Source organism: Nocardioidaceae bacterium, from assembly GCA_018672315.1.
Classification (GTDB): Bacteria; Actinomycetota; Actinomycetes; order Propionibacteriales; family Nocardioidaceae; genus TYQ2.
This window is the reverse complement of sequence record CP076053.1, coordinates 1658807-1679665: the sequence shown is the minus strand read 5'-3', so window position 1 is coordinate 1679665 and position 20859 is coordinate 1658807. Positions and strand designations below refer to the sequence as shown.

Sequence of the window (20859 nt, the reverse complement as noted above, 5' to 3'; positions counted from 1 at the left end):
CAACCCTCGCGGCTCTTCCGACTCCCACAGACGGTGAAGGGTGGCCCTCCGAGGTGCTTCGGCTGCGGCCGCAGGATCCGCCCATAGTCGGCGCCTGGCGTCACGCTGCCCGGGCCCTCACCCTCGCCACGGCTGCACTGCAGCGCGCGGAGTCGAAGCCGTGGGAGGACGACAAGTCAGCCGCCTGGCATCTTCTCGGCGACCTCGCGATGACGACCGCAGCGATGTGCAGCCTGGATGACCGTTTGGGCGCTCAAGAGATCCTTCCGCGGCTGTCCGGCAACGCCCGAATCGGTCGGCAACTCTCCCTGCTCGACGTCGCAGGCCTCGCCGATGCCTGGGGTCGCAATCCTGCAGCGGACACGATCGCGCCTAGCGTCGGGGCGCAGACCGCAGGCAACGCTGCGATACGCATTGTCCGAACCTCGGCGGACCTACCCGGAGCCCTCATCTCCCTCGCTGCCGCCCTGCATGGGGACCCGTCGATGCCAGGCGTGACCGGAGCCCACACACGCGCCGGCTTACGCGCGCTCCGCACCGTCGCCGTCGGCCAGGCGCAACTGTCCCTCGCGTACGCACGAGGAGCCGACGCTATGGGTGACGAGGAAATCGCCGTGCGATTCCGCGGGCGAGCCCATGCGTACGCGGACCTTCACCGCAGCTGCGTAAAACTTCGCGACCATATGCCCGACCGCGGCCAGAAGACCATCCTGCAGCAACGCGAGATCACGCTACTCGTGCGACGCAGCGGCCGGCTCGAACCTGCGAGCGCCGATACAACGCCGCACACACTCGCTCAACTGGACCGCGCCGTCGCGCAGCGAGTCCTCGCGATAGCGCACGAGGGACTCGTGGGCGCCACCCGGCAGACACAGGAATCCGTCACTCCCCGGCCGCCATTCCTAGCCCTCGATAGCTGCGGCGACGCCATGCCGGCGACCCAACGCACCCGACTCGCGAAACTGATGCGGACGCTCCCGGGGGCACCCATGCGTTCGCTCGGACGGTGAGCCATCGACTCCCAGGTTCGTCGTTGCCCGTCACCCTGAAGAGCCTCTACTCCCCTCAACCTGGCGGTCACGCTTCGGCTCTCACACTGCGTCTCGCAACCACTGCGTCCCGCAAAGGGATCGTCGCGCGGGACGCGCTCCGAACAGGATCGTCACGCGGAGCCTGACCACTACGGAATCCAACTTCGGCCTGGCAAGCGCAACCAGCTCACGTCGGCCGATGTGACATCGAACATCAACTGTGTCGGTGCCGTCAGGCAGGATGCTGAGTGCGGTCGCCTTCCGTGCGGCCGTCTATGTATCAATCTCAGCTTGATGGAGCCCGATATGACCGTCGGCGATGGTGTTGTCAACCTCGGCGAGGCTACGCCACGCCGCCTTCTCGTGGACTGGGCGAACGGCCAAGACGCCTGGGTGCGAAAGCTGACGGCGGAGACGATCCTGTCCCGACAGGCACCCACCGCCGACCTGATCGACTCGGTCTACGCGGTGTTCCTCTCCGAGAAGGGACTCTCGGACGAGGAACTGGCGAGCGTGCCAAAGCTCGAGGTTCAGGAAGTCGAAGACACGAAGGACGAGACGCTCGAACTCGCCAGCCTCGGCAACGTTCAGAGCGTCAACGCTTTGGCGAGCGATCAGGAACTCGAGTTCGACCAGAGCTTGACGATCCTGTTCGGCCAGAACGGGTCGGGCAAGACTGGCTACGCACGCATCATCAAGCGGCTTTCGGCCGTGCGCTCACCCGAAGACATCTTGCCGAACGCCCACACGGCGCATTTCGATCCACCACCTCAACCGTCGGCAGACATTAAGTACCGGGTGGGCGCCGAGGAGCGCACGGCGCGATGGAACAACGAAGCCGGTCTAACGCCGTTCACCAGGATCAGTGTGTTCGACGCGGACGCCGTGCAGCTTCACGTCGACACCGATCTTGGCTACGTCTACACGCCCGCCGAACTTGCGCTCTTCGGCCACGTTGCCGCCGGACTACAGGATCTCCAGCAACGCATCGCTTCGGAGGTCAGCAGCCTGGCTGGCGGCTCCAATCCGCTGCTCGGGAGATTCGCTCGCGAGACTAAGGTCTACCCCCTGATCGAGACCCTCGGCGCGGCGACCGACCTCGGCGAGCTCGAAGCGGCCGCAGCCGTCGACAGCGATGCCGAATCCATCCACGAGCGGCTGACCGGTGAGGTCCATGCGCTGCGCGCGAACGCACTCGACGCGCTTGTCACAAACGCCCAGCAGGCCGAACGCGAACTGCGGCGCCTCAGCGGGCTCCTGTCCATGATCAAGAGCTTCGACGCCGGTCGATACGACGCCGCCGTTGCGGCTGTCGCCGAGGCTGAGCAGCGGCGCGCCGAAGCGCGCGAGCAGCTTTTCAGCGAGGACGAGCTGCCGGGGCAGCCGGACGAGGAGTGGCAGCGATTCGTTGCAGCAGGCGACACATATCGGCAGCATCTGGGTCACGACGAGTACCCACAGGACGGCGACGCCTGCCTGTACTGCATGCAGCCGCTATCACCGACCGCGATCGACCTGCTAACTCGCTACCGCACATTCCTCGACGAGACGCTTGTGCAGCAGCTCACGACAGCGCAGACCATTCTCACCGCGGCACGCCTGGTGCTGGACGAGGCTGAGTTGAGTCGAGCCAAGGAGTACGTCACCGACCTCGCGCACGAAGACGAGGCTCCCGAGTGGTCGACCGCGGTGGCGAAGGCCTTGGTTGACGCGGCCACCGTGAGGACGGAGACGGCCAAGGGTCAAGCGCTGTCGGTAACCAGCGTGGCGGCGGATGCCGCCAGCGCCGCCTCGGAGGTCGACGCTGCGCTTGGTGCCGCGAAAACACGTGCCGAACAACTCGCCACCGACAAGGAGAACTCGGCGGCCGCACTCGCGACCAAGCAGAAGGAGCTCGCCGAGCTTACCGCCCGCATAGAGCTCAAGAAGAACCTGGCAACCGCGCGGGAGTACGTCCGTCGAGCGAAGCGGGCACAGCAGTTGGAGAAGCTGTCGCGCGCCATCTCCAGCGGTGCAACCAAGCAACTGACCATCCAGTCCAAGCTGGCAAGCGAAGACCTGGTCAACAAGAACTTCGAGACGCTCTTCGCCGAGGAGTGCGAGCGACTCAACGCCCCGAGGGTTGCGCTGCACTTCCAGGGCAGGAGCGGCAAAGCGCAGCGCAAGAAGGTCGTCGCGAACTACCGTCCCTCAGCCGTCTTGTCAGAGGGTGAGCAGAAAGTACTGGCGCTGGCTGACTTCCTGGCGGAGAGCCGCATGCGCGGCACCCGGGCTCCACTGGTGTTCGACGACCCGGTGACCAGTCTGGACTACCGACGCCTCGACGAGGTCGCGGCACGCATCCAGCACCTCGCCGAGACACATCAGGTGATCGTGCTGACGCACAACATCATGTTCGCCTCGGCGCTGATCTCCAACCGGCAGAAGAAGAAACTACGCGTGAAGATCTACGAGGTTCGCGACGGCGGCGACCAGAAGGGCATCCTCGCGCCCAACGTCGAGCCACAGCTCGATACGCCGGCCGATCTGGCGAGCCGCATCAACGTGAAGCTGCAGGAGATGCCGAAAGCCGAGCCGGTCGTGCAGGACGCGCTGATCAAGGAGGCATACGACCTGCTACGTGCCTGGTGCGAGGCATTCGTGGAACAGGAACTGCTCCAGAGCGTCACCCAGCGCTATCGACACAACATCATGATGACCAAGCTGTCGAAGATCGACGCCAGTCGACTCGACGCCGCGACCGCGGTTATCGAGCCACTCTTCGCGAGGGCGTGCGACCGGATGACCGGTCACTCGCACGCCGCTGAGAAGATGAGCACGAAGCCGACTGTTTCGGAGCTTCAGGCGGACTGGGAGAAGGCCAAGGCGGCGCGGGCCGCCTACATCACGCCGTAGTGCCGGGTACCGCCGTACGGGGAGTTCCCCTCCGAGATCAGGTGCGGGCGGTGCTCAGCGACAAGCTGTGCTACTCGGTTTCAGCTACCTTCAGATCGATAACTGTGCGCCAGTTCAAATCCCAGTTCGGCGAGTGCGGCGCGTGCACCTTCACGAACCGTCGGAGTTGGCCCGCTCGATGAGCAGGTTTAGAGCAAGCTCTGGAACCCACCCTCGAGCGCAGCCCGGTGTGTCTCCTCGGGACCGGCCCGCTGAGCCGTTCGAGGAGCTCGACCAGGCTCTTGCTCTTCTGCTTGTCGCGCAAGAGGTTGCCGTGTTCGTTCACGTTGTCAAGGTGCCGGAAGGTGCCGCTCAGGGATCGTCGCGCGGGACGCGCGCACACAGGGATCGTCGCGCGGGACGCGCGCTCGCTCAGCCCGGATCCACCACCGTTGATTTGTGGTCGGTGATTCCGGTGGAGCCTTCGCGTCGCTTGGTCTCGGGGCGTGGCTGATCTGCCGGTCGGTGCCGGCTTTTCCACTTCGAGGTCCTCGGTCGCGCCGTCTCTGGCTGGGTGGTCAGGTCGTGACAAGGGCTGGTGGCCCGGACGCGGTCGACCACAACAGTTTCCAGCGCGATGCCCACGGCCAGTGGGTGGGAAGGTGCAGGACGAGGCGCCGGCCGGTGGTCGCGATCCGGCCGGGGATGTTGATGATCCGGGTGCGCAGGGTTGCCCAGCGGGCGGTGCGCATCGAGGCAGCGACCGCGGTAGCGCGGGCGATGTTGAACGCGATCACGGCATGGGAGACCCAGGCGGCGTTGGCCGCGTACTTCCCCGACGGCAGGTGCGCGAGCGGACCATCCTTGAGCTCGGCGATGACCTGCTCGACCAGCGCGTGGTCACGATGACGTTGATCAGCCTCGACGGTCGAAAGTGTGCTGTTGGTGATGAAGGCGTGGTGGCGGTAGGTCGCGAACAGCTCGCCCTGCTCGGTCCCGTCCGATGCCAGGGGCTGGAGTCGCTTGACCCGGCGCACGACCAGACGACACCGGACGTGCTCGCGCTTGCGGCGGCCGGTGAACGCCACGAAGGGAACTTCGGCGACCTCGGCGTCGCTGACCCAGCGTTGCTCGTCCTCGTCGTAGACCGCGTTGGGGTACTCGATCGGCTTCCAGGCACCTGCGTCGATGCTGGTGATCGCCGCGGTCACGCTCGGCGTCATCCGCGCGGTCACCGAGAACCACGTCTTGTGCCGCAGGGCGGTGCCGACGAACGCGTGCCCGTAGTAGGCGGAGTCCGCACGCGCCAGGATCCGACCGGTCACGCCAGCGGCGCGGGCGGTCGTGATCACCTGGGCCAACAACCTGCCGGCGCCCCTCGCGGAAGCGGTGTTGCCCTTGCGGAGCCGGGCGCGGGCGATGACTGGTGCTGCGGTCGGAGTCGAGATCGCCGCCAGCTGGACGTTGAGACCGCGCTGGCCGGTGTACCCGAACGCCGCTCCCTGCTTGGCGTAGCCGTGGACCTCGCGGACGGTGTCGTCGACATCAACGAACGCAATCCCGTCCGCGTCCGAACCGGCGAGCAGGCCGGGCACCCGGGTCGCGAGTCCGGCCAGCAGCCCGGCGTTGATCTTGTCGAGCTGCTGCACGTGCCCGTGGGTGAACGAGCGCAGGAACGTGCCCAGCGTCGACGGTGCCCGGACCCCGGCGAACAGTCGGCCCATCCCACCGTGGCGCAACAGGTCGAGGTCATCGATGGAATCCGCACCGGCGAGCATCCCGCCGACCACCGACGCGGTCTTCGCAGCAGCGTTCGGCGAGGCCACCGTCAGGTCGTCGAGAAGGTCGTAGAGCCCGGCCGACTCGGCCAGCCGCAGCGCCGGGACCAGACCGGCTGCCGACACCAGGTTCGGGTCATCGAACACAGGCCGGATCGTGTGAGAAGGTTTCACTTACGAGGTGCCCCTCTTGAGTGGTTCGGATCGGACGTCGCAATCCAGATCCTCCCTGCTCAGGAGGGCATTCTCGTTCTACGCCACGCTCACGCCACCACTCGACATCGGTGGATCAGGGCTCAGGCCCTGCTCGACGACGTCCAAGGCGTCTGCGAAGCATCCCGATAGCTGAACCTTGACTGGGACGCCGGCCCTCTCGGCCGTGGAACCTTGCCGCTGTTCTTGAGCAGCTCACCGTATGACCCGTCCGCGTCGTTCGCCGGGACAGAGAGCCCGCCCGTGCGCAACGAGTTGGTGACGACTCGGCATCACGCGCTGGTGCAGAGCATCTGCAAGAGGTGTGTCCTCTTCTGCTCTCGACTCGGGATCGGACTCGACAGGCCGGCCTGAAGACGAATTTCCCACCGGCTGGTCGCTCGGCCTCTAGCCCGTCGTGCATGCCGCGTGCTTTCCTGAAGTTCGGAGGAGTTGCCATGACCGACAAGAAGCTGGACAGGGATGGCCGGCCTCGTCGTGTCGTGATGGTCGACGCCGACGACCCGATGCGCGAGATTGAAGGCGACTTCGTCTGGGTCGAGGAACACGAGCAGGCGATCGCAGCCGCACGTGCTGATGCGTACGCCGAAGGCCTGGCCGCCGGACGTGCCGAGGGCCGCTCGACAACCGTGACCATCCGGCGCCGGCGCGGTCTGCGCCGCCGGCTCCGCCTGATCGGCCTCGCGATCATGGCGCTGTTCGTCGTTCTGATGCTTGTAGCGATCCTCGCCGGCTGAGCAGAGCCACTGGTCAAAAGCGCCGGCAGCGACCGGCGGAGGTGCCGGCCTTGTCGCGTGCGCCGCCGACGGGTTGCGCCACACCAGCACAACAGAAGACACCTTCTGCGAGCGACAGGCTCCACGTTGGGTGAGGGCTGTGCCTCGGCCTCGATGTCCGGGTCGGGCACGACACCGGCCCCGAGGCGTCGTACACGGTGCGGCTCCTCCCTCACCCAGGAGCAACCATGCACCGGATCCTCCCGCTCATCACGACCAACCCCGACCCGAGCAAGCTCCCCGGCGGCCGCGTCATCCAGCAGCTGATCGACGGGCTCGCCGGCTGGGCGCTGTTCGCCTCGCTCGCCGCGCTTCTGATCAGCGCGCTGGTGTGGGCGCTGGGTGCCAACAGCGGCAACTACCACGCTGCCGGCCGCGGGAAGACCGGCGTCGTCGTCGCTGGCATCACTGCGTTGCTGATCGGTGCCGCGCCGGCGCTGATCAACTTCTTCAACAGCCTGGGCCAGCAGGTCTGACTCGTGCGCCCCTCCCCTGCAGACCTGCTGCCCGCCACGTCGACGTCAGTCCCTGCCGTGGCCGTCGAGCCGCGCGCGGAGGGCCTGGACTGCGACTGGTGGAACCTGGTCTGTCAGGGCGGCCAGCAGGTCGCCGACAGCGGCTTCTCGGCGATCACGTCCTGGATGGTGACCGGCCTGGTCGCCCTGTTCGGTCAGATCACCAAGATCGTCGACGAGTCGACGCGCGTGCCGCTTGGCGACCCGGTCTACCGCGACACCTACTACGGATTCGCCCAGCTGGCGGTGCCGCTCATCGCCATCATCTACATCATCGCGCTGCTCGTCTCGGCCGTGCATCACGACCTCCGGGCGGTCACCCGCGCTACGGTCGGGCTGATCGTGGCCTGCATCGGCAGCGTCGTGTACGTCATCTTCGCCCAGCTGCTCGTCTCACTCGACGACTGGCTCGCGCATGGCATCGTCGCCACGACCGGCGCCGACTTCGGCGAGCAGATGGGCGACCTCACCGACAAGTTCGACGTCATGGGCGACACCGCCGGCGGTCTCGCCGCCAACGCCCTGATGCTCATCTTGATGGCAGCCGCCCTCGTCGCCGGCATCGTGCTGTGGGTCGTGCTGCTGCTCCGCAAGATGGCGATCCTCGTCGTCGTCGCGTTCGCGCCCATCCTCATCGCCGGCTGGCTGTGGGCGCCGACCCGCAGCTGGTCCCGCAAGGCGACCGAGGTCCTCGTCGCGCTGGTCTTCGCCAAGTCCGTCATCTACATGGTCTTCGGCATCGGGATGTCGCTGCTGCTCCGAGGCAACCAGTCCCTGTCGGACTTCGTCGGCGTCGTCGTCCTGCTGTGCGGCGCATGCTTAGCGCCGCTGGTGATGCTGCGACTGGTGCACTTCGCCGCGGACTCCCACGTCGCCGGCGACATGGTCGCCACCCTCCGGTCCGGTGCCCAGCCGACGATGGCCAAAGTCGCAGCGGCCGGTCACGTCGCCGGCGCACCGCGGCAGAGGATGGCCGCCGACTACGCCAGCACCGCCCGGACCTCGAAGGCCACCACGCTCGGCGGTGGAACCGCCGGCAGCTCTGCCGGTACCGGCGCTGCGGGACCCCGCGCGGCAGGCGCCACCAACGCCGGTGCAGCGCGGGCCGCCGGCTCGGGCGCAGCCGGATCGTCGTCCGCCGGCGCGGCCGGTGCCGGGGCCGGCGCCGCCGCGTCGGCGGCAGTCCCCGTCGCCGGCGCCGCGGTCATGGCGGCCGGCGCCGTGAAGCAGAAGAACGGCGCAGCGAAGGCGAACGTCTCCCGCGCCGTGCGCAGTACCGCGTCGGCCGCGACGGCAGGAAGTGGCGCAACAACAGGACCTGCGAGCAGCCCTGACAGCTCGATGCGCCAGACCGATGGTCCGACCGCACCCGCTCCCGGCCCCACGAAGGAGAACTGATGTCGACCACGACCGAGGCAGCAGCCGCCAACGAGCCGACGTACATCTTCGGACCCCGTGACCGGCGAGCGCTCCTGCTGGGAATGCGACTGCCCCAGCTCCTTCTCGTCGCACTCGGCGGAGGCGTCCTCCTGCTCGGGCTGCTCGGCACGCTCGTCCCTTTCCCGCTCGCTGCCGCCATCGCTCTGCTGACGCTCGCGGTGGCGTTCCTCCCGGTGCAGAGCCGGCCGATGGTCGACTGGGTTCGACCGATCGGCAACTACCTATTCGGCCGGTTCACCGGTGAGGCCTCCTATCTCGGCGGCCCGTGGGCGCTGCACTCCCCCGATGGCGGCAAGCGCCTGGCGCTTCCCGGAGCTGCCGGTCCGATGCAGGTTCGGGCGTTCACCATCCAGCACCGCGAGATCGCGGTCATCCGGCAGGGCAACCGCTGGGTCGGTGTCGTGCAGGTCGCTGCGCCGGCGTACCCGCTGGCCGACCGCGCGACCCAGCACGAGCGGGTCTCAGCGTGGGGGTCGCTCCTGGCGCAGCTCGGTCAGGAAGGCTCGCGCATCGCGTCGGTGCAGTGGCTCACCCGCACCATCCCGGACTCCGGCCGCGGTCTCGAGGACTGGTGGCAACGTCACGGGCAGACCGGCAGCCCGGCCGCCGAGTCCTACCGGCTGCTCATCGACGGTGCCGGCCCCGCCGCCACCCGGCACGAGACCTTCGTTGCCGTCGCGGTGGATGAACGCCGCTGCCGTCGCGCGCTCCGCGCAGCGGGCGGCGGACCCGAGGGCATGGCGTCGGTCCTGGCCACCGAGCTGTCCTGGCTGGAGGCAGGTCTGCGCCGCAGCGACGTCGAGGTCCTGGGCTGGCTCAACAGCGAGGACCTCGCGCGCCTGGTCCGCACGCAGTATGACCCGATGGCGCTCACCGCCATCGACAAGCGTCGTGGCGCGGGCGTCGACCTCGCTGCCGCCGGCCCGATGGCGGCGCACGCGGCGTTCACGCACTACCGCACCGACTCCGGCTTCCACGCGACTTATTGGGTGGCCTCGTGGCCGCGGATGCAGGTCGAGGCCGCCTGGCTCTACCCGCTGCTGGTCCTCGGCGGCGTACGCCGCACCGTCTCGCTCACCGCCGAGCCCGTCCCGCCGTCGCAGTCCTTCCGCGAGGTGCGCAACGCCAAGGTCCAGAAGCTCACCGAGGACGCGCAACGCGAGCGTCTCGGGCAGGTCGACAGCGCGCTGGACGACGAAGCCCACGCCGCGCTGCTGCGACGCGAGCGTGAGCTCGTCGCGGGGCACATCGAGTACCGCTTCACCGGCTACGTCACCGTCTCCGCCACCACCGAGAACGAGCTCGAGGACGCCTGCGCCCAGGTCGAGCAGGCCGCAGTCCGCAGCGTCCTCGAGGTCCGCCGCGTCTACGGCGAACAGGACCAGGCCTTCGCCGCAGCAGCCCTACCGCTGACCCGAGGTGTCAGATGAGCACGCCGCAGCTGACCACCCGCCCGACCCGCATCATCACGAGGCCCAGCCCGACCGAGTCAGCCGCGCGTCGCGAGCTGGAGGCGCTCACCCCGCGGCGTACGCGCCGAAGCCGGATCGCCCGCCGCCGCGACATGACCGCGGACGCGCCCGGCACCGTCGAGATCCCGAAGCTCGGCCCGCCGGCGAAGCGGCAGCGTCGACGTCACGGCGCGGATCCGCTGCTGCCGATGCGGCTGCCGTTCCACCGAGGCACCACGGCGAACCTGCAGGCGGCGTACCCGTTCGTCGTGGAGTCAGGGCTCGGCAGCGAGGGCGCGTACGTCGGCCGCGAGGTCGGCTCCGGCACGTCGTTCGTGTTCGACCCGTGGCACCTCTACGCCCGGCAGGTGCTCTCCAACCCCAACATCCTGCTCGCCGGCGTCCTCGGACGCGGGAAGTCCTCGCTCGCCAAGACGCTGGCGTACCGGCTGGCCGCGTTCGGGGTCGGCATCTACGTGTCCGCGGACCCCAAGGGCGAATGGGCGCCGGTCGCACGGGCGCTCGGGGTCGAGCCGCTGACCCTTGGACGCGGGCTCGCCTCTCGGATCAATCCGTTGGACGCCGGACGCCGTCCCAGCGACCTCGACGACGAGGGCTGGGTTGCCGAGATCCGCGCTCGCCGCATCGGGCTGCTGCAGGCACTCAGCGAGACCGGGCTCGAACGCCGGCTCCGACCGGTCGAGCGCAACGCCCTCGTGCTCGCTCTCGATGAGACGACGCGCGCCCACGCCTCGCCCGGTCGTCAGGCCGTTCCGATCCTGCCCGACGTCGTCGAGGTCCTCATGCGACCGACCGAGGAGATGGCGTCGCTGATCGGTATGACTGCCTCGGACCTGGCGACGCAGTCCCGCGACGCCACCCTCGAGCTCCGTCGCCTGGTGGTCGGCGACCTCGCGGGCCTCTTCGACGGCCCCACCACCCACCCGCTGGACTTCGACGCTCCTTGCCAGGTCGTCGACACCTCCCGATTGAGCGGTGACGACACCGCGATCGCGCTGCTGATGTCATGCGCATCGGCCTGGATGGAGACGGCACTGACCGATCCGAACTCCGGGCACCGTCTCGTCGTCTACGACGAGGCCTGGCGGATGATGCGGATCCCGGCGCTGGTGCGGCGGATGCAGTCGCACTGGAAGCTCTCCCGTGCGTGGGGCATCTCGAACATGGCTGTCGTCCACCGGCTCAGCGACCTCGGTGCGGTCGGGGACGCCGGGTCTGAGGCCGTCGCTCTCGCACGAGGTCTGCTGGCCGACTGCTCCACCCGCATCGTGTACGCCCAGGAGTCCGACCAGGTCGGTGTCACCGCGTCCTCCCTCGGGCTCACCGACGTCGAGGCCCACCTCCTCAACGGCTTCCCCGTCGGCCGGGGACTGTGGAAGGTCGGACGTCGGTCGTTCGTCGTCGACCACGTCCTCGGCCCGCACGAAGCCGCCCTCATCGACACCGACAGCCGGATGCGATGACGTCTCCCCGTGCGGCCGGGCCGGCGACATCGCCGCTCAGCCTGGACCCCCGCGAGAGCGTCACCGGCATCCTGCTCGCGCTGGGCGGTCTCGTGCTGGTCGGCGGCGCGGCCGCTTACGCCGCAGCCCTGGCAGCGCACAGCCTCACTGGCGGTGGCCGAGCCACCGCAAGCAGTGAGCACCTCGCTGAGTACCTCGGTGGGCTCGCCACGACCGGGTCCCTCGACGGCGCGTGGCGGGCGGCGTACGACGTCACCCCGCCCGCCACCTGGGCCACGGCCGGCCTGCTGCTTGTCCTGGTGTCCCTGCTCGCCGTGGGCGTGTGGGGCGTCAGCCTGCTCCGTGGCCGCTTCACCGCTGGTCATTCGGGCGGCCGATCTTGCGGCGAGGCCGAGGCTGCCGCGTGGGCTACTGCCAAGGACGAGAAGCGCCTCACCGTCCCTCGGGACCCGGCAGATCGGCCGTTCCGGCTCGTCGCCGGACGCAGCCGGACGACCAAGCGGCTGCTGGCCGCCGAGGACTGCATCTCCGCCGTCGCGTTCGGCCCCAATGGGTCGGGTAAGACCGCCGGGCTGATCCTGCCCAATACGATCGAGTGGGCGGGGTCGGTGGTCATGACGACCGCCAAGCCCCAGGACCTCACCGCGGTGCTCGCCGCCCACGCTGGCCGTCGTACCTGGGTCATCGCGCCCGGCGGGGCACCCGGTGTCCCTACCGCAGGCTGGTCACCGGTCGACTACGCAGAGGACCCCGAGACCGCCGACCGTATGGCCGGCTGGATGGTCGACGCCTCCGGCATGACCGGCGACGTCCGCGCCCGACCGTGGAACGCCCAGGCCCGCAAGTACCTCAAGGGACTCTTGCTCGCCGCGAACGTCTCCGGCCGCGGGATCAGCGGGTTCGTCGAGTGGGCCTACGACGGCGAGCTCGCCTCCGCCGAGGTCGGCGAGATCCTCGAGCAAGCCGGCCACGACGAAGCGCTGCGTGAGTACCGCTCCACCTGGCGGATCCACGAGGAAGGCAAGGGTTCGGTCATGTTCACGGCTTTCGGGCTCGCCGACACCTACAACCGACCCGGCGTGCGCCAGGCCTGCAGTCGAAGCGACCTCACCCCCGCCGACCTCCTCGGCCCCGAGCCCGCGATGCTGCTCCTGGTCACCCCGCAGTCCGAGGTCGAGCGCTTCACCCCGTACTTCACCGCCCTGCTCTCTGCGATCGTCCACGAGGCCGAGACCCGCGCCGCGCACACCGGCGGCCCCGTCAACCCGCGCCTGCTGCTCGCCCTGGACGAGGCCGGAAACGTGTTCCGCTACCCGCGACTCCCCCACCTGCTCACCACCGCCCGCGGGAACGGCGTCCAGCTGCTGCTCGCCTACCACGACATCGCCCAGATCGAGCACCTGTACGGCGGCCGCGACGTCGCCCGCACCGTGTTGTCCAACGCCAAGATGCGGCTGCTGCTCCCAGGTGTCGGCGACATCGACACCCTGCGGTACTTCTCCGACCTCCTCGGCCACACCACCGTCGGGGCCGTCAGCCGCCAGACCGGACCCGACGGCCGTCGCTCCAGCTCCGAGACCGACCACCGCGAAGCCCTCGCACCGGTCCACCTGCTCCAGCAGCTGCCCGCCGGCCACGCCGTACTGGTGTACGAGAACCTCCCCGGCACCCGCGTCACCCTGCGCATGTGGTTCCGGGACCGCCGACTCCGCTCACTCGTACGACCACTTGACCAAAAGCCGTCGTCCACCGCCATCAGCACGCCGCGCAGACCTGGGGAGGCGGCATGACGATCGACCTCGTCCACCCCGAGACCGGGGAGCTCCTCGACGCCGATTCGATCCCGGGCCTTGCCGAGATCGCCGCCCTGCACGACCAGCAGATCGCAGCTATGGCCGAGGCACTCGCGGAGCTCGTCGACAAACCGCCGCCTGGGTCCGTGCTGCGCCGGCCCATCGTCTGGGCGCAGCTCGCCCCACACGACGCAGACCACCTGTGGCAGCAGCTCGGCACCTGGGTCGGATGGCTCCGAGGCCGCTACCCGCTCGCCCGGAAGGTCCCGCCGTGCTGGTGGCGCCACCCCGAGCTCGTCGAAGAGATCACCGCCCTATGGCTGGCCTGGCGCGAGGCGTACACCGAGAGAGACGCACCGCTCTCGGCCGGCGCCGACTGGCACGGCCGCTGGCTACCCGAGTTCCTGCGCCGCATCGGCACCGGCGGGTGGAACGTCGCCTGCGAGACCAGCCACCGGCCCCTCGTCGCGGGCCAGTACGGCGACTCCGCCGTCGACGACGCCGACGCCTTCGCCGCCGCCACACCCGGCAACCGCGCTCAGACAGCCGAATCGGAAGCCGGATCGGTACTCGGAGACAGCCACCCCTCTATCACCGTCGCGTCACGTCAGGAGACCTCGATGGACCACGCCACCATGCGCCAGCTGCTCGCCACCGGACGCGCCACCTCCCTCGGCGGCCTGCCGGGGTCACCGGTCGCCGTCGACGAGGACTTCTACGCCCCGCTCGACCACGCCTGGACCCTCATCGAGGAGCCCGAGACCGTCGCCTACCTGCACCAGGTACGCCGCAGGCTCGCTCTCGCCGACGAAGCCGTCGCCGCACAGGAACGCGCCCGCAACCAGACGCTGAACGACGGGCCCGATGACGCAGACGCCCCCAGAAATGGTGAGACGACGTGAGCGTCCGACAGGCCGCCGAGCGCGCCGTGATCGGATCGATCCTCACCAACCCGAGCTGCTACGACGACGTCCGCGAGTGGCTCGAAGTCGAGGACTTCTTCGGCGCACCCGAGCAGCAGGCGTACGCCGCGATCCGCGACCTGTACGGACGCGGGCAGACCCCGACGCCAGTGGCCGTCGACGCCGAACTCCGCGAGACCCTCATCCGCGGCACCCAGCGTGCCGACGCTGCCTGGCTCACCGACGTCATGACCTGGGCGCCCGAACCGACCCGAGCCGCCACGTACGGACGCATGGTCCTCGAGCTCTCCATCCGCCGGCACGTCGCCGACAGCGCCATCCGACTGCGGCAAGTCGGGGAAAACGCCACCGAGACCGACCAGCTCAACCGCGTCTTCGCCACCGTCGACCAGCTCCGTCGCGGCGTCGAGCACCTCCACACCCGCGTGGCCGCCGCCAACAGCTCGCTGTCGGTCAGCCCGCCCCTGCCAGAGCACGACCTCCCTCGGCTGCTGCGCCCCCACCGCAGCGAGCACCACGAAGCCGAACGCGACCTGATCCTCGACCTCGTGCAGCAGCCACGCGCACTCAACGACATCATCGGATGGCTCCGCACCTCCGACTTCGACGACAACGAAGCCGGACTGCTTTACGGCGAACTCACCGCGCTCCACCACGCCCGCAACCCCATCGACCGACTCACCCTGGCCTGGCGAGCAGCCCGCGTCGGCATCGCCGGCCCCATCTGCGAAACCCTCACCGACCGAGCACCCCTCCCACCGCTCGTCGGCGACACCGTCACCACCGCGCGCCGCGTGCTCGACCAGTCGGTCCAGGCCGCCGTCCTCGCCACCTCCGACGAGCTCGACCGACTCTCCACCGACCCCGGGACGTCGGCCACGAGTCACGCCTACGCACGACTGAACTCGCTGTGGCCTCAGCAGCGGCGGATGATCCGTGCACGCCTCGGACTGACCGAATGATCGCGGCGGTGCTCCGATGGAATCCGGCCAGGATCCGTGAGCTGCGGAGCCGGGAGGGACGCTGGGTCGACGAGACCGGCGGGATCCTGCTCAGGATTGTGGTGGTTCTCGCGATGGTCCTCGGCACGCCTTTCTTCGCCATCCTCTTCGTCCTGATCATCGGGCCCAGCTCCCGCAGCGCGGCGTGCCTCAGCGCTGCTGACGCGGACGGAGGATCTGGCGGCGCGGCGACCTCCGGCGGAGCAGCGAACCTGGCCGACCTCACGCCGGCGCAGCGGGCGAACGCGAGCACGATCATCGCAGAGGGCGAGCGCCTCCATCTGCCGGATAAAGCGATCGTCATCGCGCTGGCCACCGCCAGCCAGGAGTCGCGCTTCCTCAACTACGCCAACGACGGGCTCGGCGGCGACCTCACCTACTTCCGGGACGGGATCGCCGCCTCCCTGCGCCTCCCGCATGAAGCCGTCGGGACCGACCACGGCTCTCTCGGGGTCTTCCAGCAGCAGTGGCCCTACTGGGGATCGATGAGAGAGCTGATGGATCCCGCCATCTCTGCACGTATCTTCTACCGATCTCTTATCGAGGTGCCGGCCTGGGAGCAGATGCCGGTCACCGCCGCCGCCCAGGCCGTGCAAGTCTCCGCGTATCCCGATGCGTACGCCGACGACGAAGCCCTCGCACGACAGCTCCTCGCCGAGACGCGGCGCGGCACCCCCGGCATGTCGAACGCATCCTTCGCGTCAGCAGCGGCTTGCGAACCCGCCATCACTACCGTCGCCGCCATCACTGGACCTCGCGCTTTCCCGCTGCCCGCTGGCACCGCGTACGTCGACCAGCACAACTTCGGCGGCACCAGCGCACGCTGGGCCAACACCCACACCGGCACCGACCTCTCCGCCGCTTGCGGCACCCCCGTCCTCGCCGCTCACGCTGGCGTCATCGAGATCGACACCACCCAGTCCTGGTCGGGGCCATGGCTCGTGAAAGTCGCCACCGCACCCGGCCAGCTCACCACCTGGTACGCCCACATGAGCGACGTCCGCGTGCACGACGGCCAGGCCGTCGCCGCCGGACAACAGATAGGCGAAGTCGGCGACCTAGGCAACTCCACCGGCTGCCACCTTCACTTCGAGGTCCACCCCGACGGCGGCAGCATTTACGAAGACCCCATCGACCCTTCGCCGTGGCTCGTGAATCAGCCTGTCCGCAACTAGCCGACAGCCCGCGGCCTTCCGCGCAGAGTGACGCGACCGGTCACGGTCTTGTGCTGCCGCCAGCCAACGCTCGTTGGGCGGGAGAGAGAGTGCTCCCTCCCTCTGGTGGGGTCGCAACGGAATAGGCGAACTCCTTACCGCCGCGCGCCGAGCCCAGAATCTGGCTCTTGCGCAGTGCGCCGACATCGACCAGGCGCTTGAGTCGGTTGTTCGCGTTCTGCGGTGTCAGGTTGAGCTTGGCGCCAACGTCGCTTGCTTTGAACTCGATCAGGTCCCGGGCGACTTCGAACGTCATCCCAAGGATTGGGTCACCGAGGAGCGACACTGAGCCGTCGACCTCAAGGACGGCGACGGCCGTCTTGCGGCGTTCGACACAGACGAGGACTGAGTAGCGGTTGTCTGCATTGAGGCCGGCGACTCTGACGGTCGCACTACTGGCCGAGAAGTCGTGCGAGGTCAGAAACTTGCCGAGAAACTCATCGGCAAAGCTGATGTTCATGACTTCGACTCCGCTGAAGTCGATGGTCAGGTCGAGTCCAGCACGGCCCTCGAGTAGGTCGTCGAGTCTGGCTCGGCCTTCTTGACCACGCGCGCGCGTGGCGGGGTACTTGCCGAGCTGGACGACGGAAAAGATGGTTGCATCTGTCATGGCTTCTCCGGCTTCATTTTCTCGATTGAACCACAGTGTTGCTTCCCGCGCTCAGCCGATGGGTAAGCCACGCCCATGTGCCCGCAGTCTGATCTGGACGGTCGTGCAGCGTCTGCTGTTGGCTGGTCGGGGAGCCTTGGATGCGGACTTCGCCCCTGCCGGACCGGATCTGTAGAGACACTTCTCCGACCTGCCTCGCCTTGATGACGTCGTACAAGCCGTTGCCCCGCTCATCGTCGGGAACACCTGTGACTCCCGCTTCAGTAGCCTTCGCGATGGCGTGCTTGTCGAGGGTGTAGTGCGCGTACTTGGGGTTCAGCCGTAGATGCTCCATGACGCCCATGCCGGTGTCGCAGACCGCGAACTCGAGTCTGGGGCCGCCTGTGGTTGCGCCCCTATGAAGTTGAGCGGCCATGAAAGCGCCGCGTTCGCTGTGGCCGTGCTCGGTGGCGTTCCCAACGAGCTCACCGCAAGCTCGCAGGACGGCAGCGCCAGCCTCGCTGTCCTCGCCGTAGAACCCCATGACGAGCGGTCCGAGACGTTCGGCGAGGTCATCGACGTTGCCGCGATTGAGCGCGGTGACCTCGAGTAAGGACCCGGATCGATCGGACCTGGTGTCGGGTGGGACGCGGCCGACGATCTTGGGCCGAGACGGCAGGTGGCGCAGCACGTCCATCCGTTGTAGGTAGGACGCCATTCCTTGATCCAACGGCATCATCAGTGTCACCGGGATCGCGCTCGAAGCCGCCCAATGCGCCAACCCCACTATCCCGGCTAGGTCGAGCGGGCACGCGAACGTGAGGGCCGTCGCGTCAAGGACAAGCTGGTCCGCATCCTCGCCCATAAGGAACGCCCCGTCAGTCAGCGGCATCGCTCCGGCCAGGTTCAGTTCCACCCGCAGATTGTCCCGCGTAGGACCCGCAGACACGAGGACCGACGCTGTGTTGACAAGAGCAGGACGACGGCCTACCGTTTCATTTTGTACAGTGAAACCGTGGATATCAGAATCTCCGGTGCCGCAAGTCCTTGAAGGAGACCCCAATGAACACCCAGTCTGTGACGTCCCACGACAGAGACGTCGTCGTCCACGCGACCTTTGCGGCCGCGACGAAGCAGTTCAACCAGAAGTTCACGTCGGACGCGTCGATCGGCCAAGTGCTCGCGGCCGTGCTTGCCTTCCTCAACATCGAGTCCGACGGCACGACCCGGTACTTTTTCGTCGCCAACGGTGACGAGCAGGACCCCGGGACGACCATCGGCGCGATCGCAGAGGACGGCCCGGGCCACTCGCGTTCGATCAAGTTGTCCCTGCGGACCGAAACCATTTCGGGCAGCTGAGGGTGGACTTCGAGAGCCAGTTGCGCCTCGAGCGCGACGCCGCCGTGGTGCGCGCCACGCTAGAGGCTGCCGGTGGTCGTCTCGTCCACCGCGTTGCCGACCCCGATGCCCCTGACGCCTCAGTCGACCCACCCGGGCTGTACTGGGCCGTGATCCAGCCGACCGAGCCGGACACCAAGCCGTTCATCGTCCGAACGCTGTGGTCCGTCTACCCTGACCGGCCGCCATCGCTGCTGTTCGCCATCTCCGTCGGTGGCCCTACGAACGTCACCAGCGCGTGGCCGGCGGCCACCGGCTACCGGGCGCCGAACGACGTCTGCAAGCCGTTCACCGCCGAGGGCCAAGATCTTCACGGCGAGTGGACGATCGGCCCTCAGTCATGGCGTTCGGGTGGCAACCCGTTCCTGTACGTCATTGAGAACGTGACCGACGACATCAACCGAGTTCAAGGAGCACGGGCAGCATGAGCAAAATTGATCTGGGAGCCGACGCCCTCGATGTTCTCGTCGGTGACGTCGCCCGGTACGGCGCCCTCGGCCTGGAAACGGGTGCGCTCTTCCTCACGCCGCCCGGTGAACCGTCGGTCACCGTCCTCGCGCTCGCGGGGACCGCCGACATCGATCGCCACGCTCGCCTCCTAGTTCTCTCCTCCGCTGCGCTGAACCCGCTATTCGCGTATGCCGAGCAAAACAACGTCCAGGTCCGCGCACAGATTCACTCGCATATGCACGAGGCGTTCCTCTCCAACACCGACAAGACCGGGAACATCCGGATGCCGGGCTTCATCGCCTCTGTCATCCCGAACTTCGCGACTCCGTCCCACGATCCGGCGACCTGGGGCTGGTGGGCCTTCCAGGACAGCGATTGGGTGCCAATCGCGCCCGCTTCCGTCAAAGCCCGGACCACTACGGTCATTACCTTCGACGCGGACGGTGTCCGTGAGCACTGACCACACCAACTACAGCCGTCCGCTGCGCCTCGCGGCGGGCAGCTCAGGTGCGAACGAGGCTGACCTGCAGACGCGGCTTGAGAACAGCATCGTCTTGGTCACCGCCGACGCTGAAGCCCCCGCCGTCGCAGCGACCCTCCGGGTCCTGGTGGGCAACCTGCGTCGCCTCCCCGTCCGGCTTCACCTCGACCCTTCCGGGGGAGATGGCGAACTCGACCCGAACCTCGTCACCGACCTTGAGCAGCTCACCGCCGGCATCGACGCCGACCGGTCCCTTTCGGTGATCCGGCCCGAGCACGTCACGTTTCACGTTCACGTTGGTACGAGCTCGACCTCGGCACATGTCAGTGGTGTCGCGGACGGTCATGGCACCCGGCTGCGGCCCGCAGGCGCCGCGGTCGGTTCACTCCAGCAGACCGGAACCGGTCTAGGAGGCGTCCTCACCGGCGCGATGCTCACCGCCGAGGTCTTCAAAGACGTCGTTGCCGTCCTCCTCGACCGCCAGGGACCAATCAGGTCCATTGACTTCTGCCCCGTCACCCTCGGCGAACCCGACGACACCATCCGGTCCCTGGCACCGCTGCGGGACATTGCGCTCATCGGCGGCGGCGCCATCGGCACCGCCATCGCGCTTATCTTCCGCGAGCTGAACGCCACAGGTCTCCTCGCCGTCGTTGACCCCGAGACCTACGACCACCCGAATGTCACCACATACAGCCTTGGCGACCGCGCCACAGCCGCAGCGAGGACACCCAAGGTCCACCTCATCCGAGACCAACTTTGCGACGTCACCGTCGATCCCATCATTGGGACCGCGCGAGATTACATCGACGCAATCGATGCCGGCGACAAGCACATGCCGACCACCGTCCTCGGCGCCGTGGATAGCGTGGATGCCCGACACGAGATCGCGGCCATCCATGCCAGCCAAACCCTCGACGGGAGCACAGGTGGCGACACCGGGACGATGCTCAGCCTTTCCGAAGCAACCTGGACGGGCCCGTGCCTGCGCTGCTACTACCCACAGCGTCCCGCTCAAGGCCCGTCGGTCATCGACCTGCTCACTCTTCGCACCGGACTTCCACGAGACCTCCTCGCCCGCGGCACCGACAAACTGACCGCCGACGAGCTCACCTCCCTTGACAACCTGACGCCCAAAGACCGCGCCATCCTTCAGAGCCACGTCGGCAAAGACATCTGCGGCCTTGGGAAGGCCTTTGGTCTCACCGGCGAGAACCAAGGATTCAATCCGTCCGCGGCCTTCGTCGCCCAGCAGGCTGCCGCACTCGTTGTCGGCTCCCTAATTCGCGGGGGCGTCACCACGGAGGCGAACAACGTGCAGTACGACGCGCTTTTCGGTCCGCACGGCGACATGACCCTGTCGAGAAATTCGAAGGCAACCTGCCGCTGCCAGCTCGAGCGGGACATCCACCAAGACGTCCGGACACACCGAAGGGGTCGGTGACGCG

General features: G+C 68.1%; 18 protein-coding genes. 15 read left to right on the top strand and 3 right to left on the bottom strand.

The annotated features are described in order from the left end of the window. The first annotated feature begins 53 nt into the window (after positions 1–53). Both KLP28_07900 and KLP28_07895 read left to right on the top strand, forming a co-directional pair. Positions 54–1010, top strand: coding sequence for a hypothetical protein (locus KLP28_07900; protein QWC86581.1), 957 nt, complete (start codon positions 54–56; stop codon positions 1008–1010). A 315-nt stretch (positions 1011–1325) separates the two neighbouring features. Then, positions 1326–3926, top strand: a complete 2601-nt coding sequence (locus tag KLP28_07895) for an AAA family ATPase (protein ID QWC86580.1) — start codon at positions 1326–1328, stop codon at positions 3924–3926. Between the two features lie 557 nt (positions 3927–4483). On the opposite strand, the gene KLP28_07890 is transcribed toward KLP28_07895, so the two are convergent. Then, a complete protein-coding gene (locus tag KLP28_07890; protein ID QWC86579.1) occupies positions 4484–5857 on the bottom strand; it encodes an IS1380 family transposase in 1374 nt (457 codons plus the stop codon). Positions 5858–6333: 476 nt separating this feature from the next. Here KLP28_07890 and KLP28_07885 point away from each other — a divergent pair, with 476 nt between their 5' ends. The 9 genes from KLP28_07885 (at position 6334) to KLP28_07845 (ending at position 16454) form a co-directional block, all read left to right on the top strand. Then, positions 6334–6633 (top strand): hypothetical protein, encoded by a 300-nt coding sequence (locus KLP28_07885; protein ID QWC86578.1) that lies wholly within the window; start codon positions 6334–6336, stop codon positions 6631–6633. A 227-nt stretch (positions 6634–6860) separates the two neighbouring features. Then, complete coding sequence (locus tag KLP28_07880; protein QWC86577.1) at positions 6861–7148, top strand: hypothetical protein; 288 nt, start codon at positions 6861–6863, stop codon at positions 7146–7148. Between the two features lie 3 nt (positions 7149–7151). Then, positions 7152–8585 carry a type IV secretion system protein gene (locus tag KLP28_07875; GenBank protein ID QWC86576.1) on the top strand — a complete coding sequence of 478 codons (1434 nt, stop codon included), beginning with the start codon at positions 7152–7154 and terminating at the stop codon, positions 8583–8585. Then, positions 8585–10057 carry a PrgI family protein gene (locus tag KLP28_07870; protein QWC86575.1) on the top strand — a complete coding sequence of 491 codons (1473 nt, stop codon included), beginning with the start codon at positions 8585–8587 and terminating at the stop codon, positions 10055–10057. Before KLP28_07875 ends, KLP28_07870 begins: the two co-directional genes overlap by 1 nt. A gap of 230 nt (positions 10058–10287) precedes the next feature. Next, a complete protein-coding gene (locus tag KLP28_07865) occupies positions 10288–11562 on the top strand; it encodes an ATP-binding protein (protein ID QWC86877.1) in 1275 nt (424 codons plus the stop codon). After that, a complete protein-coding gene (locus tag KLP28_07860; GenBank protein ID QWC86574.1) occupies positions 11559–13352 on the top strand; it encodes a type IV secretory system conjugative DNA transfer family protein in 1794 nt (597 codons plus the stop codon). The genes KLP28_07865 and KLP28_07860 overlap by 4 nt, the downstream gene beginning before the upstream one ends. Then, positions 13349–14257 (top strand): DUF4913 domain-containing protein, encoded by a 909-nt coding sequence (locus tag KLP28_07855; protein ID QWC86573.1) that lies wholly within the window; start codon positions 13349–13351, stop codon positions 14255–14257. The genes KLP28_07860 and KLP28_07855 overlap by 4 nt, the downstream gene beginning before the upstream one ends. After that, entirely contained in the window at positions 14254–15240 is a 987-nt protein-coding gene (locus KLP28_07850) for a hypothetical protein (protein QWC86572.1), read from the top strand. Before KLP28_07855 ends, KLP28_07850 begins: the two co-directional genes overlap by 4 nt. Continuing rightward, positions 15237–16454 (top strand): M23 family metallopeptidase, encoded by a 1218-nt coding sequence (locus tag KLP28_07845; protein QWC86571.1) that lies wholly within the window; start codon positions 15237–15239, stop codon positions 16452–16454. The genes KLP28_07850 and KLP28_07845 overlap by 4 nt, the downstream gene beginning before the upstream one ends. A gap of 40 nt (positions 16455–16494) precedes the next feature. On the opposite strand, the gene KLP28_07840 is transcribed toward KLP28_07845, so the two are convergent. Together KLP28_07840 and KLP28_07835 are read right to left on the bottom strand one after the other, a co-directional pair. Then, positions 16495–17103, bottom strand: a complete 609-nt coding sequence (locus tag KLP28_07840; protein ID QWC86570.1) for an STAS-like domain-containing protein — start codon at positions 17101–17103, stop codon at positions 16495–16497. A gap of 13 nt (positions 17104–17116) precedes the next feature. After that, complete coding sequence (locus KLP28_07835) at positions 17117–17998, bottom strand: hypothetical protein (protein QWC86569.1); 882 nt, start codon at positions 17996–17998, stop codon at positions 17117–17119. 146 nt (positions 17999–18144) lie between these two features. Here KLP28_07835 and KLP28_07830 point away from each other — a divergent pair, with 146 nt between their 5' ends. The 4 genes from KLP28_07830 to KLP28_07815 are packed head-to-tail and all read left to right on the top strand — an operon-like array spanning position 18145 to position 20855. Then, a complete protein-coding gene (locus KLP28_07830; protein QWC86568.1) occupies positions 18145–18441 on the top strand; it encodes a hypothetical protein in 297 nt (98 codons plus the stop codon). Positions 18442–18443: 2 nt separating this feature from the next. After that, the gene (locus KLP28_07825) at positions 18444–18908 is read left to right on the top strand and encodes a hypothetical protein (GenBank protein QWC86567.1); all 465 of its coding nucleotides are present in this window, start codon (positions 18444–18446) and stop codon (positions 18906–18908) included. Continuing rightward, positions 18905–19390, top strand: a complete 486-nt coding sequence (locus tag KLP28_07820; GenBank protein ID QWC86566.1) for a hypothetical protein — start codon at positions 18905–18907, stop codon at positions 19388–19390. The genes KLP28_07825 and KLP28_07820 overlap by 4 nt, the downstream gene beginning before the upstream one ends. Next, positions 19380–20855 (top strand): ThiF family adenylyltransferase, encoded by a 1476-nt coding sequence (locus tag KLP28_07815; GenBank protein QWC86565.1) that lies wholly within the window; start codon positions 19380–19382, stop codon positions 20853–20855. The genes KLP28_07820 and KLP28_07815 overlap by 11 nt, the downstream gene beginning before the upstream one ends. Positions 20856–20859 lie beyond the last annotated feature (4 nt).

Coding starts and splice junctions, on each gene's coding strand:
- KLP28_07895 (QWC86580.1), top strand. CDS start 1,326: ATGGAGCCCGATATGACCGTCGGCGATGGTGTTGTCAACCTCGGCGAG.
- KLP28_07885 (QWC86578.1), top strand. CDS start 6,334: ATGACCGACAAGAAGCTGGACAGGGATGGCCGGCCTCGTCGTGTCGTG.
- KLP28_07880 (QWC86577.1), top strand. CDS start 6,861: ATGCACCGGATCCTCCCGCTCATCACGACCAACCCCGACCCGAGCAAG.
- KLP28_07870 (QWC86575.1), top strand. CDS start 8,585: ATGTCGACCACGACCGAGGCAGCAGCCGCCAACGAGCCGACGTACATC.
- KLP28_07865 (QWC86877.1), top strand. CDS start 10,288: ATGCGGCTGCCGTTCCACCGAGGCACCACGGCGAACCTGCAGGCGGCG.
- KLP28_07860 (QWC86574.1), top strand. CDS start 11,559: ATGACGTCTCCCCGTGCGGCCGGGCCGGCGACATCGCCGCTCAGCCTG.
- KLP28_07855 (QWC86573.1), top strand. CDS start 13,349: ATGACGATCGACCTCGTCCACCCCGAGACCGGGGAGCTCCTCGACGCC.
- KLP28_07845 (QWC86571.1), top strand. CDS start 15,237: ATGATCGCGGCGGTGCTCCGATGGAATCCGGCCAGGATCCGTGAGCTG.
- KLP28_07840 (QWC86570.1), bottom strand. CDS start 17,103: ATGACAGATGCAACCATCTTTTCCGTCGTCCAGCTCGGCAAGTACCCC.
- KLP28_07830 (QWC86568.1), top strand. CDS start 18,145: ATGAACACCCAGTCTGTGACGTCCCACGACAGAGACGTCGTCGTCCAC.
- KLP28_07820 (QWC86566.1), top strand. CDS start 18,905: ATGAGCAAAATTGATCTGGGAGCCGACGCCCTCGATGTTCTCGTCGGT.